The sequence below is a fragment of the Burkholderia sp. Ac-20365 genome (genome assembly GCF_017104715.1).
In the GTDB taxonomy this organism is placed as follows: Bacteria; Pseudomonadota; Gammaproteobacteria; order Burkholderiales; family Burkholderiaceae; genus Paraburkholderia.
This window is the reverse complement of record NZ_JAAGPI010000026.1, coordinates 81890-98707: the sequence shown is the minus strand read 5'-3', so window position 1 is coordinate 98707 and position 16818 is coordinate 81890. Positions and strand designations below refer to the sequence as shown.

16 protein-coding genes are annotated in these 16818 nt (G+C 64.7%); 8 read left to right on the top strand and 8 right to left on the bottom strand.

Annotation, left to right across the window (positions count from 1 at the left end):
- Positions 1-15: 15 nt before the first annotated feature.
- Complete coding sequence (locus G3O01_RS31745; RefSeq protein WP_205810939.1) at positions 16-1695, bottom strand: sensor domain-containing diguanylate cyclase; 1680 nt, start codon at positions 1693-1695, stop codon at positions 16-18.
- Positions 1696-2413: 718 nt separating this feature from the next.
- Here G3O01_RS31745 and G3O01_RS31740 point away from each other — a divergent pair.
- Both G3O01_RS31740 and G3O01_RS31735 read left to right on the top strand, forming a co-directional pair.
- Positions 2414-4168, top strand: coding sequence for an ABC transporter permease subunit (locus G3O01_RS31740; protein ID WP_205810938.1), 1755 nt, complete (start codon positions 2414-2416; stop codon positions 4166-4168).
- A 22-nt stretch (positions 4169-4190) separates the two neighbouring features.
- Positions 4191-5534 (top strand): nitrate/sulfonate/bicarbonate ABC transporter ATP-binding protein, encoded by a 1344-nt coding sequence (locus G3O01_RS31735; protein ID WP_205810937.1) that lies wholly within the window; start codon positions 4191-4193, stop codon positions 5532-5534.
- A 90-nt stretch (positions 5535-5624) separates the two neighbouring features.
- On the opposite strand, the gene G3O01_RS31730 is transcribed toward G3O01_RS31735, so the two are convergent.
- From G3O01_RS31730 to G3O01_RS31720, 3 genes are all read right to left on the bottom strand, one after another.
- Entirely contained in the window at positions 5625-6173 is a 549-nt protein-coding gene (locus G3O01_RS31730; RefSeq protein WP_205810936.1) for a hypothetical protein, read from the bottom strand.
- A 2-nt stretch (positions 6174-6175) separates the two neighbouring features.
- A complete protein-coding gene (locus G3O01_RS31725; protein ID WP_241024424.1) occupies positions 6176-6715 on the bottom strand; it encodes a hypothetical protein in 540 nt (179 codons plus the stop codon).
- Between the two features lie 387 nt (positions 6716-7102).
- Entirely contained in the window at positions 7103-8158 is a 1056-nt protein-coding gene (locus G3O01_RS31720) for a sigma-54 dependent transcriptional regulator (RefSeq protein ID WP_205810934.1), read from the bottom strand.
- Positions 8159-8571: 413 nt separating this feature from the next.
- Between G3O01_RS31720 and G3O01_RS31715 the strand changes: the two genes are divergently transcribed.
- The 6 genes from G3O01_RS31715 (at position 8572) to otsA (ending at position 13294) form a co-directional block, all read left to right on the top strand.
- The gene (locus tag G3O01_RS31715; RefSeq protein ID WP_205810933.1) at positions 8572-8889 is read left to right on the top strand and encodes a DUF883 family protein; all 318 of its coding nucleotides are present in this window, start codon (positions 8572-8574) and stop codon (positions 8887-8889) included.
- Positions 8890-8960: 71 nt separating this feature from the next.
- Positions 8961-9221 carry a hypothetical protein gene (locus G3O01_RS31710; protein ID WP_205810932.1) on the top strand — a complete coding sequence of 87 codons (261 nt, stop codon included), beginning with the start codon at positions 8961-8963 and terminating at the stop codon, positions 9219-9221.
- 305 nt (positions 9222-9526) lie between these two features.
- Entirely contained in the window at positions 9527-10933 is a 1407-nt protein-coding gene (locus G3O01_RS31705) for a sigma-54 dependent transcriptional regulator (protein WP_205810931.1), read from the top strand.
- A gap of 138 nt (positions 10934-11071) precedes the next feature.
- Positions 11072-11293 carry a hypothetical protein gene (locus tag G3O01_RS31700; protein ID WP_205810973.1) on the top strand — a complete coding sequence of 74 codons (222 nt, stop codon included), beginning with the start codon at positions 11072-11074 and terminating at the stop codon, positions 11291-11293.
- A 176-nt stretch (positions 11294-11469) separates the two neighbouring features.
- Positions 11470-11682 (top strand): hypothetical protein, encoded by a 213-nt coding sequence (locus G3O01_RS31695; protein WP_109478469.1) that lies wholly within the window; start codon positions 11470-11472, stop codon positions 11680-11682.
- Between the two features lie 190 nt (positions 11683-11872).
- Positions 11873-13294, top strand: a complete 1422-nt coding sequence (gene otsA / locus G3O01_RS31690; RefSeq protein WP_205810930.1) for an alpha,alpha-trehalose-phosphate synthase (UDP-forming) — start codon at positions 11873-11875, stop codon at positions 13292-13294.
- Between the two features lie 99 nt (positions 13295-13393).
- Here otsA and G3O01_RS31685 read toward each other — a convergent pair whose 3' ends face one another.
- The 4 genes from G3O01_RS31685 to G3O01_RS31670 all read right to left on the bottom strand — a co-directional run bounded on the left by G3O01_RS31685 (position 13394) and on the right by G3O01_RS31670 (position 16813).
- Positions 13394-13984 carry a hypothetical protein gene (locus G3O01_RS31685; RefSeq protein WP_205810929.1) on the bottom strand — a complete coding sequence of 197 codons (591 nt, stop codon included), beginning with the start codon at positions 13982-13984 and terminating at the stop codon, positions 13394-13396.
- A 149-nt stretch (positions 13985-14133) separates the two neighbouring features.
- On the bottom strand, positions 14134-15576 hold the full coding sequence (locus tag G3O01_RS31680) for an MFS transporter (protein WP_205810928.1): 1443 nt from the start codon (positions 15574-15576) through the stop codon (positions 14134-14136).
- Between the two features lie 105 nt (positions 15577-15681).
- Entirely contained in the window at positions 15682-16191 is a 510-nt protein-coding gene (locus tag G3O01_RS31675) for a YbhB/YbcL family Raf kinase inhibitor-like protein (RefSeq protein WP_205810972.1), read from the bottom strand.
- Positions 16192-16366: 175 nt separating this feature from the next.
- Positions 16367-16813, bottom strand: coding sequence for a very short patch repair endonuclease (locus G3O01_RS31670; protein WP_205810927.1), 447 nt, complete (start codon positions 16811-16813; stop codon positions 16367-16369).
- Between the last annotated feature and the right edge of the window lie 5 nt (positions 16814-16818).

The following is a 16818-nucleotide window of genomic DNA, read 5'->3' as shown; positions in this document are numbered from 1 at the left end:
TAAGCTTGCGCTGGCTTACCAGGCGTTGGCGGGTGCGCGCGTGGGCGGCGCGGTGTCGTCGGGCGGCACCGCTTCGCTGCGGTCGCGGCCGCCCTGTTTCGCGGCATAGAGCGCCTGGTCGGCGCGGCTGATGATGCGCTCCGGCAGATCTTCCGGCGACAGTTCGGTAATGCCGATACTCACGCTCAGTCCGACCGATTGCGGCAGCTTTGCCGAAGGCGTTGCCTTCAGCCGCACGCGCAGCCGTTCGACCACTTCAAGACCGGTGCCGAGCGGCGTGGCGGGCAGCAGAATGCCGAACTCCTCGCCGCCCAGCCGGCCGATCGCATCGCTACCGCGCAGTTCGGCGCGGCAGGTGTCGACGAAGTGCTCGAGCGCGCGGTCGCCGGCGGCGTGGCCGAAGCGGTCGTTGATCTGCTTGAAGTGGTCGAGGTCGGCGATCGCCATGCACAGCGGCTCGCCTGTCGCGCGCGCCCGGTCGATCTCATGCCGCAGCAGATCGAGGAAGTAGCGGCGCGACAGCGCGCCCGTCAGCGCGTCGTGGCGGGCCTCCGCCGACAGCAGCGTATTGGCCGACTGCAACTGCTCGGCCAGCACACGGGTGGCGCGGTGATGACGCCGTTCGCGCAGATACGACACCGTGATGACCCACGCGAGCGCCACCGTGCCCGCCAGCGTCAGGAACACCAGCAGATGGTCACGCTTGTGATTGCGCATCAGCTCGGGCCACGCGACGAGCGGGTCGACGAGATGCGCGGACAGCCCGGAGTTCAAGCCGCCGCGCGACTGGTAGAGCGTCGGGATCGGCTGGCCGGGCATGTCGAACAGCTGCTCGGCGATCGCCGCCGACACCCACGGCGCGTCGCTGCCCACCTGGCTCTTGACGGGCCGGATCTGGATGGTCGGGAACTGCTCGCGATGATACGTGCCCATGCGCTCGGCTAGGCTCATCTGCGTGACGCGCGAGTTCGGCATCGCCTGGCCTTCGAGCGCTGCGTTGTGCGCCATGATGACCACACCGTTGTCGTCGGTGACGAAGGTGCCGGCGTGCGCGACCCAGTGGCGCAGCCGCGCGATCCCCACCTTGGCGACGATCGCGCCGACCAGCAGCCCGTCGTCATACACGGGCGCAGAGATGAAAATGCCCGGCTCGCCGCTCATGCGGCCCACACCGTACGCCTCGCCGAACGCGCCGAGCAGGGCGTTGGTCAGATAGCTGCGCGAGCGCATGTCGAGGCCGACGAACGAATGCGCGTTCTGCGCGTTGCTGGCCGCGACGCACAGCCCGTTCGCATTGACGAGCCAGATGATGTCGAGACCGGAGAAGCCCTGGGCGTCGCGCAGGAAGGCGTTGATGCCCGCCAGTTCGGGCGACTTCAGGAGTTCGTCGCGGTGCGCGGGTTCCAGGTCGACGCCCGACGCGGCATAATTCTGCGAGTGCGTCAGCGCCTGCTGGATCACGCCGAGTTCGGCCATGGTGGCGGGAATCGCCCGCGACATCGCGAGGTCGCTCGCGATCACCTCGGCCATGTTGTAGACGATCGAGGCGGACATTTGCCGCTGCTGGCGCAGCGCGGCATCCAGTTCTTGCTGTACCATCCGGTCCGCAACCAGGCCGGACGCGAACCAGCATGCGAGCACGACCAGTACGAAACTGGCCGGTCCCAATGCCTGGCGCAAGGTTGTCCTTTTCATCGACCCTCTGATCCGTCTGACTGATTCATGCAACAACGTCTCTCGTTGCAACGCGCCGGCGCTGGGCCGTTCCTGCCGATAATTTCCGTGCGCCGCACGGAGCCAGGATAGTGCGCCGCGCCGCCGTCCTCGTCGCCGGCGGCCAGCAGGTTTGCCGCATCCCGATTTTAACCGCCGCACGGCCCGACGCCAGTCAGGATTTGCGCGTGCCGAACTCCCGTGTGGGGTATTAACGGCCTCTGGCAAGAGTTTCTGAATAGCTCGCTCGCCAGCCTGATGTGGCTCGCACGCGACGGTTCGTCGGAAGCGGGCGCAAGAGTCCGCCCGTTGATGCATGTGGCCTGCCGCTTACAGATCCATTCCGGGAACCATTCAGCGTGACAAATGAATGTCAACGGTTGTTTCTGTCACACAGGTTGTAGTAGTGTCGTGCCGTCCAAAATGAGGAAAGCTCGCTGGCCTGCCGGCGGCGGCCCGCGCAACACGATTGCGCCGGCCGTAAGTGCAGGCCCGCACGGGGCGCCGCGCGATGTATCCGTCGCCGGCCAATGCGTACTCAACGCCAACGATTTACCGCGCATTCGCGTTTTGCCATGCCTGATTTCCGCTTTCCGGATCGATCCTCGGACCGTCGCGCCGTCGCAAGCCATGCCGGCGCGCGCGTAGCCATCGTGGCATGCGGCATGTTCGCGTCCCACCGCACAGGGAGGGCCGCCTGATGGATCTGTTCAGCTTTACCCTCAATCGCACTGCCAACGCGTCGGCGTGGCGGGTGCTGCCCAATCGTTGGGATTTCGTCGCGTTCCCGCTGATCATCTGCCTGATCGCGATGGCCGTGGTCGGTTTCCACGAGACGATGGCGCCCATCTCGACGCTGCAGAGCGAGCCGATCTCGCTCGACCCCGGCAAGCTGCCCGAATATGCGCTGCGTACCACCTTGCGCATGCTCGCTGCGATGGTCGCGTCGCTGGCGTTCACGCTGGTCTACGGCACGCTCGCTGCCAAGAGCCGCCGCGCGGGCCAGGTGCTGGTGCCGATTCTCGACATCCTGCAGTCGGTGCCCGTGCTCGGCTACATCTCGTTCACGGTGACGTTCTTCCTCGCGCTGTTTCCGTCGCGCGTGCTGGGCGCCGAGCTGGCCGCGATCTTCGCGATCTTCACGAGCCAGGCGTGGAACATGACCTTCAGCTTCTATCAGTCGCTGCGCACCGTGCCGCGCGATCTGGATGAAGTGTCGAAGGGCTTCCATCTGACCTCGTGGCAGCGCTTCTGGAAGCTCGAAGTGCCGTTCTCGATGCCCGGCCTCATCTGGAACATGATGATGTCGATGTCGGGCGGCTGGTTCTTCGTAGTCGCCTCCGAGGCGATCACCGTCGGCAATCACACCATCACGTTGCCGGGCGTGGGCTCGTATCTGTCGCAGGCCATCAACGAGCGCAACCTGCACGCGATCGGCTGGGTGATCCTGACCATGACGGTCGTGATTCTCGCGTACGACCAGTTCCTGTTCCGGCCGCTCGTCGCGTGGTCCGACAAGTTCCGCATGGAAAACACGAGTTCCGGCGATGCGCCGGAATCGTGGCTGCTCGACCTGATTCGCCGCACGCGGCTGATTCACCGGCTGCTCGTGCCGATCGGCTGGATGTTCGCGAAGGCTGCGCGCGTGCCGATCCGCTGGCCGAGCGTCGGGCCGGTGAAATTCTCGAAGCCGGCGGTGCTGAAGCAGTCCAGGGCGGGGGACATAGTATGGGCGGTGATCGTCGTGCTGGTAACGGCGTTCGTCGTGTACCGCGTGGTCGCCTACGTTCGCACGGGCGTGACGCTCGATGAAGTCGGCCATGTGTTCGTGCTCGGCCTCATCACGCTGCTGCGCGTGACGCTGCTGATCGCGCTGGCTTCCGTCGTGTGGCTGCCTGTCGGTGTGCTGATCGGACTGCGTCCGGCGCTCGCCGAGAAGGTCCAGCCGGTCGCGCAGTTCCTCGCGGCGTTCCCGGCGAACCTGCTGTTCCCGGTGTTCGTGATCGTGATCGTCAAGTTCAACCTGAACCCGGATATCTGGCTGTCGCCGCTGATCGTGCTCGGCACGCAGTGGTATATCCTGTTCAACGTGATTGCGGGCGCCAGCGCCTATCCGAACGACTACAAGGAAGCCGCGAAGAATTTCCGCATCCGCGGCTGGCAGTGGTGGCGCCAGGCCATGCTGCCGGGCGTGTTCCCGTACTACGTGACGGGCGCGATCACGGCCTCGGGCGGCGCGTGGAATGCGAGCATCGTCGCGGAAGCCGTGCAGTGGGGCGATACCAGACTCGCCGCGCACGGGCTCGGCGCGTATATCGCGCAATACACGGCCGCGGGCGACTATCCGAAGATCATCCTGGGCATCGCGGTGATGTCCCTGTTCGTGTCCCTCTTCAATCGCGTGTTGTGGCGTCCGCTGTACGCCTACGCCGAAAGCCGCCTGCGGCTCGATTGAGATTCATTGAAGGCAAAACGCGATGCAAAATCCGAAAACCGTAACCGCTGCGCCGATCCAGACGCCGCCGACGCCGCCGCGCCTCGGCGAAGAAATCCTGCGCGTCAAGGACGTGTGCCGCGGGTTCAACAAGACGCAGGGCGAACTGCTCGTCCTCGACGACGCCAACCTGTCGCTGCGTGAAGGCGAGATCGTCGGGCTGCTGGGCCGCTCGGGCTCGGGCAAGTCGACGCTGTTGCGCATCATCGCCGGGCTGATCGAGCCGACGGACGGCGAAGTGACCTACATGGGCAAGCCGCTCAAGGGGCCCGCCGAAGGCGTCGCAATGGTGTTCCAGACTTTCGCGCTGTTCCCGTGGCTGACCGTGCTGCAGAACGTGGAAGCCGGGCTGGAAGCGCTCGGCGTCGGCGCGCGTGAGCGTCGTGAGCGCGCGCTGGCTGCCATTGACCTGATCGGTCTGGACGGCTTCGAGAACGCGTATCCGCGCGAGCTGTCGGGCGGCATGCGCCAGCGCGTCGGCTTTGCGCGCGCGCTGGTGGTCGACCCGACACTGCTGCTGATGGACGAACCGTTTTCCGCGCTCGACGTGCTGACGGCCGAAACGCTGCGTACCGACCTGCTCGATCTGTGGACGCAAGGCCGCATGCCGATCAAGTCGGTGCTGATCGTCACGCACAACATCGAGGAAGCGGTGTTCATGTGCGACCGGATTCTGGTGTTGTCGTCGAATCCGGGCCGCGTGATCGCCGAGATCAAGGTGCCGTTCAAGCATCCGCGCAACCGTCTGGATCCGGCGTTCCGGCGGCTGGTGGACGACATCTACGCGAAGATGACGGCGCGTCAGACGGGCGAGGCCACGAAGAAGGGGCTTGAACTGCACAGCTGGCTGCCGCACGTGTCGACCAACCTGATGGCGGGTCTGATCGAAACGCTGGCGGCGGCGCCGTATCACGGCCGCGCGGACATGCCGGAAATCGCGCGCTCGCTGCATCTGGAAGTGGACGATCTGTTCCCGATCGCCGAAGTGCTGCAGCATCTGGGTTTCGCCGACGTGCGCGAAGGCGATATTTTCCTGACGCCGCCCGCGCGGGTGTTCGCCGAATTCGGCACGCAGGAACGCAAGCTGATGTTCGCCGATCACCTGCTCAAGCATGTGCCGCTGGCAGCGCGAATCAAGAAGGTCCTGAACGAGCGGCCGGGACACCGCGCGCCGCGCGTGCGCTTCGAGCAGGAACTCGAAGACTTTCTGTCGGACAGCGCTGCGGAAGAGACGCTCGACGCCGTCATCAACTGGGGCCGTTATGCCGAGATATTCTCGTATAACGACCAGACGGAAATCTTCAGTCTCGAGGACGTCGAATCCTGATTGGCGTAGTTGCACACGCAATGAAAGAAGGGGAGTCACGCAACGTGACTCCCCTTTGTTTTTGTCGAGACGTTTAACGCGGCTGCCGCGTTACTGCAGATTGCCCCAGCGCGGGACAGCCGGTTCCGCCGACGCCCACTTCCAGTAGCCTTTGTTGTCCTGCTGGCAGGCGCTCGCCGTGTACCAGTAGACCTTCGAATCGGGCTTGTCGCCGTCGACAACGGAGAACACGAACTCCTTGCAGATCGCGAGCGCCGACGCGAATGCGCGCGTCACGCGCACCTGGCCGTGGCCGTTTTCGATGGGCAGCGTGTGCTTGACGCTCCAGTCGCGCGTCTCGCCGACGGGCATCGCGCCTGCAAGTGCGGAGATCATGTTCTGCTGATCCGCATGCATGTTGCGCAGATACGTGGCGACGGCTTCATCGGTGACGGCCTGCACGGCAATGCCGACGCCGATCCCCACGGCGGGATTCGCCGAGACGATGCCCGTCGCCACGCCGGCACCGGCGCCTGCTGCCGCGCCCACAGAAGCCGAAGTACAGCCGCCGACGAGCGCACCCGAGCCGATGCACAGCGCGCCAACGAGCGCGAGCCGTGCCGCCGCTGACGCACTCAGGCTTCGGATGAATGACTGCATGTTCATTGCAGCGAGCCCCAGCGCTCGGTCGCAGGTTCCGCAGATGCCCACTTCCACGCATTGCCGTCGCGGCAGATCGACGCGACATAGAACGCGCTCGATGCCGGCACGTTCTTCGTCGCCACCTTGTCGACGGAGAACACGATCTCCTTGCAGTCGAGTTCGCCCGCGCTGATCGTGCGGCTTACCGTTACGCGTCCGTGCTCGTCTTCTTCGAGCGGCACCGAGTGGGTGATGCTCCACGGCGCGACGGCGCCCACCGCGAGCGGCCCGGCGGCCACGGCGATGCTGTCCTGGGTGTTGGTATGGATCACGCGTTCCGAATACTGCACGCCCGCGCGCGCTGCGGCGACGGCGCCGAGGCCGATACCCGTTGCGACGGCGGCGTTGTTCGTCACTTTCGCGGCGAGGGCCGCGCCGGCGATACCGGCGCCCGCCGTTGCGCCTTCCGAGTAGAGCGAGCTGCATCCGCTCAAGGCCGTCGTGACAGCGACGGCTAGCGAGACGATCAGCGTTGCGCTCGGGAAGATCGATCGCCGCATGGCGCTGGCCGGCGCGGCGTAGGTGTCACGGTGCATTGCTTTTTGCATTTCTTCGTCGTCGCTCCTGCTCGTGCCTTCGGCGCGTGGAGCGCGCCAGCGCGAAGGCAGGTTACATCTGATTTTTTCGCAGCGGCATTGTGCAGGATAGGTTTTGTAATTGGCATAGGGAAAATGCAAGCAATTGCAAAAGATGCTGCGCTGCCGGGGCCTTTCTGTTTGGCCAGAGGAGCAGTTCGCATGCCTGAGCGGGCTGCAAAACGGGCCCGCGTTGTCGCGATGGACGGCGCGCGGCTTCATCGGAAACCGCGCGCATGGGTGGGGAAAATGAGGCGAGGAAGGGCGTGAAAAATCGACACGCGCGCGATGTGCGGCGCGTGTCGATGGGCGTCAGTTGTCGTCGGGATTCGACTCTTCGTCGCCGTAGGTGCTGAGCCGGTTGTACAGCGTCTTCAGGCTCACGCCGAGCGCTTTCGCTGCGCGCCGCTTGTCGCCGCCGCAGTATTTGAGCGTGCCGAGGATGATCTGCTTCTGCGCGTCCGCGAGCGGCGTGCCGATCCACACGCTCATCGAATCGCCGACCGTGACGGGTTTCTTCACGCGCGACATCAGATGCGGATGCGGCAGTTCCACCGCTTTCTCGGCCAGAATGAACGCGCGATACACGGCGTTCTTCAACTCGCGCACATTGCCGGGCCACGACCACGTGCGCAGCGTTTCCATCGACCGCTTGCTAAACACCTTGTTCGTGCTTTCCTGACGGTTGAGTTCGTCGAGGAAATGCAGCGCGAGCAGTTCGCGGTCGCCTTCGCGCTCGCGCAGCGGCGGCGCGCGCAGCGGAAACACGGCGAGCCGGTACATCAGGTCTTCGCGCAGGCCGTTTTCCTTCACGGCGACAGCCGGGTCGCGATTGGTCGCGGCGATCACGCGGACGTCGCCGCGAATCAGTTCGGTACCGCCGACGCGATAGAACGTGCCGGTTTCGAGCGCGCGCAGCAGTTTCACCTGGCGCACGGGCGCCATTTCGGTGACTTCGTCGAGAAAGAGCGTGCCGCCGTTCGCGTGCTCGAAGTAGCCGATGCGGCCCTGGACCGCGCCGGTGAAGCTGCCTTTTTCATGGCCGAACAGTTCGGCTTCGATCAGTTCGTCGGGAATCGCGCCGCAGTTGACCGCCACGAACGCGCCGCCCTTGCGCGCACTGTGCTCGTGAATCGTGCGGGCGATCAGCTCCTTGCCCGTGCCCGATTCGCCGATGATGAGCGCGGTCGCGTCCGTCGCCGCGACGCGGTCAATCTGATCGTAGAGATCCAGCATGACGGGTGATGAACCGAACAACGTGCCGTAAGACTTCAGTCCCGGGACGTTTTCCGCCGCGCGTTGCTTCGCCTGGGACGATCGGCCGCCATCGGCTTCCGTGGCGGGCGAGTCCAGATCGGTTGACGACATAGCCAAGGGTGTCCTGTGCAATTTCGGGTAAGTGTCGTGAATGGCGCAGGCCAGTATCGAGTGCGTGGATTGCCTTGTAAGAGTGGTCCACTATCTCACAAAAGGCAATTTAACCACTCGCGCGGCATATCCGGCAAGACGCGTGCTAGTTTGCCGTTCGCTGGCAGTTCGCAAACGTTGGCGTACGATCGACACGCGATGCCGGCAAAAGTTGCGCATGCGCGTTCGCTCATCGGCAACTTTGTCCGCATGGTGCGTCGCTTGTCACCTTGCGATGCGCTTGCGGAACTCGACCGATGCAGATGGATCGCACGACGATGCCGGGAACGACCGTTGCAAGCCTACGAGGGAGGGCGCACGACACCGGACGCGTTTAGACGACTCCGGTCCCCACGCCGAAACAGGAGATAGCAATGACAGAAACCACTGAACAGCTCGCATTGGGTCGACGGAAAATTGTCCAGGATCTCAACGTGCTGTTGACCGATTCGGAAGAAATGCTGCGGCTCGCGGCTGCGGTGCCGGGCGAGGGGCTCGACGCGCTGCGCGAGCGGCTGCGCACGCATGTCGATTCCGTTCAGCATGCGCTCACCGACGCGCAGACGTCGGCCCAGCGCCGCTACCGCAGCGCGACGGTGCAGACGGAGCGCTACGTGCGGCAGAACCCGTGGCAGTCGCTGGGCATCGCGGCCGGCGTCGGCTTCGTGCTGGGCATGCTTGCCGCACGTTGAGCGGCATCGAACGCCACGCGTTCACGCCGCTTGCATCTCAGTCCCCATTCACGACCTGCAAGGAGTTCAAGATGGCACGACCCAGAATCGGCGTATTCGGCGCGCTGTTCGCCGTGGGCAGCGTACTGGCATGGCGTTGGGTGCAGAAGCAGCGCGCCGCGCAGCAGCCGCTCGCGCGCGATCTGACGCGTTGGGAAGGCGAGGGCGGCACGGTCACTGAGCCCGTGCAACCCGCGCAGGGCGCGCCAGGCGCGCAACTGGCGCCCGCGGCCCATCTGCACAACGGCAACGGCGCGGACCATAGCGAACCGTGGCCATTTCCGCGCAGCTAGGCCGGTTGCGGCGAATGCACGTTGCGGCGAACGTGCGCTGCCGCATATGCGGCTTGATGTTTTTTCGACGCAAGGCCGTATAATGACCAAAAAGCACAACAATACGTGCATTTAATAGCAAAATTTACGGCAATTGTTGCGTAGATGCGTTGATTCGGGAAGTTTTTCCGGTTGAAGCGTCCGATGCCGCGGTGCAAGCGTATGCTTGAGATCGCGGCGCGCGGGCGCTTTCTTCGTTCGCAACTTTCCGGCGAAGCGCAGGCTGCGCGTATCCATGACCAGCACTGACGAGCTTTCCATACGCGATGCCACATGTATTGATTGTCGATGACGATCCGAGTACCCGCGAGGCACTGGCGGCCATCATCGCGGAAGACGGGCTGACAACCGCCACAGCGGGCGACCTGCGCGAAGCGCGCATCCAGCTCGTGCGACAGATGCCCGATGTCGTCTTCACCGATCTCAAGCTGCCCGATGGCACGGGCGTCGACCTGTTCGAGGATCTCGATCCGCGTTCGGGCGTCGAGTTCGTCGTGATCACGGGGCATGCGACCGTCGAATCGGCCGTGAGCGCGCTCAAGATGGGTGCCGCCGATTACCTCGTGAAGCCGATCAACATGCAGCGCGTGAAGGCGATTCTCGCCCGCCTGCCGCGCGCAGGCGACCTGAAGGCGGAAATCGGCACACTGCGCGGCGAACTGCGGCGCATGGGCCGCTTCGGGCTGATGCTCGGCAATTCGTCCTGTATGCAGCAGGTGTACGACCAGATCAGCCGCGTCGCACCGACGGCTGCTTCCGTGATGCTGGTGGGCGAATCGGGCACCGGCAAGGAAGTCGCCGCGCAGACGCTGCATCAGTTGAGCTTGCGTCGCAAGCACGCGTTTCTGGCCGTCAACTGCGGCGCGATCTCGCCGAACCTGATCGAATCCGAGATGTTCGGCCATGAGCGCGGCGCGTTCACGGGCGCGGATCGTCAGCACAAGGGGTATTTCGAGCGCGCGAACGGCGGCACGCTGTTCCTCGACGAAATCACCGAAATGCCGATCGAGCTGCAGGTGAAGCTGCTGCGCGTGCTGGAGACGGGCATGTTCATGCGCGTCGGCACGACCAAGGAAATCGAAACCGACGTGCGCCTGATCGCCGCAACCAACCGCGATCCCGAGCAGGCAGTGCTGGAAGGCAAGCTGCGTCTGGACCTGTATCACAGGTTGAATGTGTTTCCGATCAGCCTGCCGCCGCTGCGCGAGCGCGGCAAGGACGTCGAACTGCTCGCGCAGTCGTTCCTCGATGAACTCAACGATCAGCACGGCACCAAGAAGCACTTCCCGGCTGCCGTGAAAGAAATGCTCCTGTCGTATCCATGGCCGGGCAATGTGCGCGAACTGAAGAACTACGTGCAGCGCGCGCACATCATGTCGGGCACGGATTCGGACAGCACGGCGACCGTGCCGCTGCAGATTTCGCTGTCGAAGCCGGCGGCGGGTACGGCGATCACGATTCCGTTCGGCACGTCGCTCGCCGAAGCGGACCGACAGTTGATTCTGGCGACGCTCGAGCAGTGCGGCGGCGTGAAAACGCGCGCCGCCGAGATTCTCGGCATCAGCCTGAAGACGCTCTACAACCGGCTGGTCGAGTACGGCAACGACACGGGCCGCGGCGACGGTGACGACGTCAGCGACGAACCGCAGGCGCTCGGCAAGGCCGACGCCTGAAGCTGCTTTTGTATAGACGATGATGTCCCGTCCGCCTGCGCGGACGGTGTCATGGCGGCACATCCCTTGCTGGTTTCTGTTCATTGGCTGACGGCGCGCGAAGCGCTGTCGGCGTCGAACGAAAACAGGGAGCCCAACATGCCGGATCATGACGCTGTCCGCGACATCTACGCACATCGCCCCGAACCCGTTACACCCACACCGCCCGACGCGCCGCCCGAGCCGAATCAGCCCGATACGGTGCCCGATCCCACGCGCGAACCTGTCGATCCCGACACGCCCGCTATCGGCGATCCGCCGCCGCAGCCAGCGCAGACACCTCATACGAATGCGCGCATGACGCTGCTGCCGGAGTTCTGACGCGAACTCCGTCATGAGCGACGGGCGCGTGTCCGCAAATCACGCGCCTGCAACCGGTACCCGTTACAAAACCGCCGAACTTTTTACCGGCAAATTACGTTCACCGGCCTAGACTAATGTGATGCGCCCCGGGCAAACCCTGTCCGGGCACTGGCCTTCCCCTGGAGGCGTCCATCATGAGACATCCCGCATTGCGGCGCTCCGCGCGCCATTCGAAGCGCGACCAGCGCCCAGCCGGCGGCACGGGCAATCCACCCATCGGACCGGACCCGGCCCAGCAGAACCGCGCCGCACCCGGCGCCCCGCCGGACGGGGATCACAACCAGGGCGGGACACGTCAGGAAGGGCTGGAGTACCAGCGCGACCTCGGCTCCGAACAGGACGCCTGAAGCCGTTTTCCCTGTGGATCATCGAGCGAAAAATCTGCTGCGCGCATGCCCGTGCACAGCGGGTTTTTGCTCGCCAGTCAAATTTGCATACATTTTTATTCCGTGTTTTTGCGGTTTGCGGCATAGGACTTGCGTGCCGTCAGTCGGAGTATCACCGCATGTACAGTCAACTGAATGAGGTGGAGCCGCAATGAGCAGATTGATCGTCGTTTCAAACCGCGTCGCGCCGACTCAGGAAGGACGCCCCGCAGCGGGCGGTCTCGCAATCGGCGTACTGGACGCCCTGAAGGAAACGGGAGGTGTGTGGTTTGGCTGGAGTGGCGAGATCGTCACCGAGCAGACGGCACCCGTCATCGAGAAACAGGGCAACGTGACCTACGCCACCGTGGGCCTGACCAAGCGCGACTACGACCAATACTACCGCGGCTTTTCGAATGCGACGCTGTGGCCGACCTTCCACTATCGCAACGATCTGTCGCGCTACGACCGGCAGGAATATGCCGGGTATCTGCGGGTGAACGTGACACTCGCGAAGCAGCTTAAGGAGTTGCTCAAGCCCGATGACATCATCTGGGTTCACGACTACCACCTGCTGCCGTTCGCGCGCTGCCTGCGCGATCTGGGCGTGAAGAACCCGATCGGCTTTTTCCTGCACATTCCGTTTCCTGTGCCGGAAGTGATGCGCACGGTGCCGCCGCATGAAGAGCTCGTGAAGTGCATGTGCAGCTACGACGTGGTCGGTTTTCAGACGGACGCGGACCGGCAGTCGTTTGTCGATTACATCGAGCGCGGCAATCACGGCACGTCGAGCGACGAGAACATGATTCACGCGTACGGACGCTTCCTGAAGGTGGCGGCGTACCCGATCGGTATCTATCCCGACGCGATTGCCAAGGCCGCCGATCAGTTCAGCGACCGCAAGCAGGTGCGCAGCCTGCGCGATGCGATGCGCGGCCGCAAGCTGATCATGAGCGTCGACCGGCTCGATTATTCGAAGGGGCTGGTGGAGCGCTTCCAGGCGTTCGAGCGTCTGCTGCTGAACGCGCCGGGCTGGCACGGCCGCGTGTCGCTCGTGCAGATCGCGCCGCCGACGCGCGCCGACGTGCAGACGTATCAGCGCATCCGGCAGACCCTCGAAGGCGAGGCGGGACGGATCAACGGCCGCTTCGCCCAGCTCGACTGGACGCCGATCCAGTACCTGAACCGCAAGTACGAACGCAATCTGCTGATGGCGCTATTCCGTCAGTCGCAGGTCGGCTACGTGACGCCGCTGCGTGACGGGATGAACCTCGTCGCGAAGGAGTACGTTGCGTCGCAGGACCCCGCCGATCCTGGCGTGCTCGTGCTGTCGCAGTTCGCGGGCGCCGCCGAGCAGTTGCCGGGCGCGCTGGTCGTCAATCCGTTCGATCTGTCGCAGATGGCAGAGGCGCTGGAGCGCGCGCTGTCGATGCCGCTCGCCGAGCGTCAGGCGCGTCACGCTGACATGATGGCGCCGCTGCGCGAGAACAATCTCTCCGTGTGGCGCGATACGTTCCTCGCGGATTTGCGGCATGTCGCGACGGCTTCGTCGGTGACGGAGAAGGCGGTCAAGCGCGCGGACGTGACGGTTTGAAATGAACCGCGTGAGCGCTGAGTCGCGGGCGCACGGTACTACAGACGGCAGCCTTTGCAGGCTGCCGTTTTCGTTTCCAGCGAGGCCCGATCAGAAGCTTCAGGCCTGCTGCTGGCTCATCTCGGCAAACGGCACGGGCGTTTGACGCGGATCGAAGTCCGCCCATCTGCCGCGCTGCCAGTGACCCGTCGCGCGCTCGATATCGGAGCCGCCCGCGTCGCGCAGCAGTTGTGCCGCTTCCGTCTGATTTTCCGGGCTCACATGCACGGCGACGAGCACGCCCGAATTGCGCATCTCGTGATGCACGACATCGTGATGCTCGCGCGGTCCGCTGCGAGAACTCGCCATCTTGCCGACCAGCGAGCCGAGATACGCGCCGACGCCCGCAGCGATCACGACGACGGGTACCGACGCCGAGAACGCCATGAACACCGCGACGCCGATCACGGCGCCCGCGACGGCGCCGATCGTCATCGGGTGCTGATGGCGATTGAGCGTCGGCGATGGAGCGGGCGAGATCGACGGTGCAGTGGCTGCGTGTTCGTCGAGCGGATGGCGCGCGTGCTGGCCGCGCGGATTGACGAAGAACAGCGTGACGTCTTCGCCGGGAAAGCCGTGATCGAAGAGCGTCTGCGCGGCGTCTTCAGCGGCCGGGAAGGTGGTGAAACGTCCAGCGACGATGAGTGACATGGCGCCCCCTATCGTTTAAAAGCCAGCGGTTCATAGGCCAGAGCGAAACCTGCGCAGGAGGTCTCGGCGGACATCGGCAGTCGCAGGTTTCGTCTTTAAGGATAGGCGGAAAGCGGCGCAGCGGAGAGAGTGTGCGTCGAATGTGGGTACTACGCAGTCGTTGCCGCGTGATGCCGCACGCGCATCGTACTGACGAGCGCGCCCACGCCTGCGAAGCAGGCCGCGACGTACAGCGTGATCACGGGGCCATGCTGCGGCGCGATACCGAAAATCAGCGCGACCAGCGCCGAGCCGAGCGTTTGTCCCGTCAGACGCGCCGTGCCGAGCATGCCGCTCGCGCCGCCGCTGCGATGGCGCGGCGCGGCCGACAGCATCGTCCGGTTGTTCGGCGACTGGAAGATGCCGAAACCCGCGCCGCACAGCGCCATGCGCCACACGATATCGAACGCCGTGGGATGCGCGCCGAGCGTCGCGAGCAGCAGCAGACCGAGCGCCAGCGTCGCGAGCCCAAGGCCGCCGAGCCAGCCCGCCGAAATCTTGTCCGACAGCACGCCCGACAGCGGCGCCGCGCCGACGATCACGAGCGGCCACGGCGTCATCAGCAGCCCGGTTTCGACCTGGGACAGCCCGAGATTGATTTGCAGCAGGAACGGCAGCGACACGAACGCGAGCATCTGCGCGCAGAACGAGCACACGGAAGTGCCCACCGACAGCGCGAAGATGGGAATACGCAGCAGATCGACGGGCAGCAGAGGCGCGGCTTGCGTCAGCTGCCGTCGCACAAAGAAATAGCCAATCACGATGGCGGCGATCAGTTCGATGGCGACATAGCCGTAGCGCTCGCCGTGCCCGAAGCCGTCGACGGCGAAGATCACGAGGCCGAATACGAACGCGTTCATCACCGCGCTCGTGTAGTCATACGGCGACGGATGACCGACGTTGCGCGGCAGCGCCCGCAGGCCGACTGCGATAGCCGCGACACCGATCGGCACGTTGATCGCGAAGAGCCACGGCCACGACGCGACTGCCAGCACGGCCGATGCAACCGTCGGCCCGACCGCGGACGAAATCGCGACCACCATCGCGTTGATCGCGACGCCGCGCCCGAGGCTCGCGGGCGGATAGATCATGCGCACGAGCGCGGTGTTCACGCTCATGATCCCTGCCGCGCCGAAGCCCTGAATGACGCGGGCGAGCGCGAGCGTCGGCAGCGACGTGGCGAGCGCGCAACCGAGCGACGCGACCGTGAACAGGATCAGCCCACCAAGATAGACACGCCGGTAACCGATGCGATCGCCGAGCGACGACAGCGGCAGCAGCGAGATCGTCACCGACAGCTGATACGCGTTGACGATCCAGATCGAGTTCGCCGCGCTCGAGTTCAGATTGCGAGCGATGGTCGGCAGCGCGACGTTGGCGATCGCGCTGTCGAGCACGGCGAGCGTGACGCCCAGCGCGAGGACGAGAATCGCCCAGTAGCGCTGAGGAATGGGAAGGCCGAGTTCGGGTTCCGGCGTGCTGGCGGGAGAGGGAGCGGCGTTGCGGGCAGTGCCCGAGGGATCGCGGTGGTCGGTCGACGAAGTGGCTTGCATTGTGTTGTTGTGGTGAGCGGCGAGGCAGTTAACGCGCGACCGTCCCGGCATGCAGCGCACATCGCGCGTCGGCCATGCCGGGCCGTGCAGATCCGGTCTTCCGCGTTACTTCAGTTCGTACAGGCCCGTGTACGTGGCCGAATCGACTTCATTCAGATGCGTCATGTAGCGCGCGACGGCATTGGTCGAATCGGCCGTGAGCGGCAGGTTCGCCACCTTCAGCGCGTGAATGCGGAAGATGAAGCGATGCGGCTTGTCGCCACGCGTGGGCGCCGCGCCGCCGAAACCCACCGTGCCATAGTCGTTGCGGAACTGCAGCGCGCCCGGCGGCAGCAGGCTGCCATCGGCCTTGCCTGCGTTGCGCGGCAACGAGCGGGTGTCGGCGGGAAGGTTGACGACGACCCAATGCCAGAAGCCGCTGCCCGTGGGCGCGTCGGGATCGTAGACGGTGAGCGCGAGACTTTGCGTGTCGGCGGGCGGCGCGTCCCATTGCAGCGCGGGCGACAGGTTCTCGCCTTCGCCCGAGACGCCGAACGATTTGTCGTTCATCTCCTGTGCTTTGGGCATGAAGCCGTTGGCAGGGAAGTCGTCCGACCAGATTCGGAAATCAGCCATCATGTGCCTCCTTCGGTGGATGGTTCCAGGATGGGCAGGAGCCGCTGGGAACCCGCTTCAGAGACAGGAACGGAGATTCCCAGTGAGCCAATCGAGTGTAGCACCGGCATCTTGCAGTAGCTGGCGTGCAGGTATCGGTGAGACGCTGCCCGAAGAGGCAACTGAAGCGGTAACGTCAGGCACGCTCTTCGTGCAGTGGAGAGTCGCCGTGCAGCCAGTCGATCAGCCGTTGCAACACGCCGTCGATGTCCCGGTTCGCTCCGCGCAAGGCGCATTCCCATACCGTCGCCACGCGCCAGCCGGCGTCGAGCAGCGCGGCTTGCGCCTTCGCGTCGTTTGCGCGGTTGCGGCCGATCTTGTCGCGCCAGAACTCGGGGCGTGTCTGCGGCCATTTGAAGAGATGACAGTCGTGGCCGTGCCAGAAGCAGCCGTGCACGAAGATCACGGCGTGGTAACGCGGCAAGACGATGTCGGGACGGCCGGCCAGATCGCGCGCGTCGAGCCGGAAGCGGAAGCCGCGGCGATGCAGCAGACTGCGGATCAGGATTTCGGGTTTCGTGTTGCGGCCGCGAATGCCGGACATCATCCGGCTGCGCGTGGCCGCATCGACGATATCGACCATTACAG

Bases quoted from the DNA above. Each gene is read 5' to 3' on its own strand.
- G3O01_RS31745 (WP_205810939.1), bottom strand. From the start codon at position 1,695: ATGAAAAGGACAACCTTGCGCCAGGCATTGGGACCGGCCAGTTTCGTA.
- G3O01_RS31740 (WP_205810938.1), top strand. From the start codon at position 2,414: ATGGATCTGTTCAGCTTTACCCTCAATCGCACTGCCAACGCGTCGGCG.
- G3O01_RS31735 (WP_205810937.1), top strand. From the start codon at position 4,191: ATGCAAAATCCGAAAACCGTAACCGCTGCGCCGATCCAGACGCCGCCG.
- G3O01_RS31730 (WP_205810936.1), bottom strand. From the start codon at position 6,173: ATGCAGTCATTCATCCGAAGCCTGAGTGCGTCAGCGGCGGCACGGCTC.
- G3O01_RS31725 (WP_241024424.1), bottom strand. From the start codon at position 6,715: ATGCGGCGATCGATCTTCCCGAGCGCAACGCTGATCGTCTCGCTAGCC.
- G3O01_RS31720 (WP_205810934.1), bottom strand. From the start codon at position 8,158: ATGTCGTCAACCGATCTGGACTCGCCCGCCACGGAAGCCGATGGCGGC.
- G3O01_RS31715 (WP_205810933.1), top strand. From the start codon at position 8,572: ATGACAGAAACCACTGAACAGCTCGCATTGGGTCGACGGAAAATTGTC.
- G3O01_RS31710 (WP_205810932.1), top strand. From the start codon at position 8,961: ATGGCACGACCCAGAATCGGCGTATTCGGCGCGCTGTTCGCCGTGGGC.
- G3O01_RS31705 (WP_205810931.1), top strand. From the start codon at position 9,527: ATGCCACATGTATTGATTGTCGATGACGATCCGAGTACCCGCGAGGCA.
- G3O01_RS31700 (WP_205810973.1), top strand. From the start codon at position 11,072: ATGCCGGATCATGACGCTGTCCGCGACATCTACGCACATCGCCCCGAA.
- G3O01_RS31695 (WP_109478469.1), top strand. From the start codon at position 11,470: ATGAGACATCCCGCATTGCGGCGCTCCGCGCGCCATTCGAAGCGCGAC.
- otsA (WP_205810930.1), top strand. From the start codon at position 11,873: ATGAGCAGATTGATCGTCGTTTCAAACCGCGTCGCGCCGACTCAGGAA.
- G3O01_RS31685 (WP_205810929.1), bottom strand. From the start codon at position 13,984: ATGTCACTCATCGTCGCTGGACGTTTCACCACCTTCCCGGCCGCTGAA.
- G3O01_RS31680 (WP_205810928.1), bottom strand. From the start codon at position 15,576: ATGCAAGCCACTTCGTCGACCGACCACCGCGATCCCTCGGGCACTGCC.
- G3O01_RS31675 (WP_205810972.1), bottom strand. From the start codon at position 16,191: ATGGCTGATTTCCGAATCTGGTCGGACGACTTCCCTGCCAACGGCTTC.
- G3O01_RS31670 (WP_205810927.1), bottom strand. From the start codon at position 16,813: ATGGTCGATATCGTCGATGCGGCCACGCGCAGCCGGATGATGTCCGGC.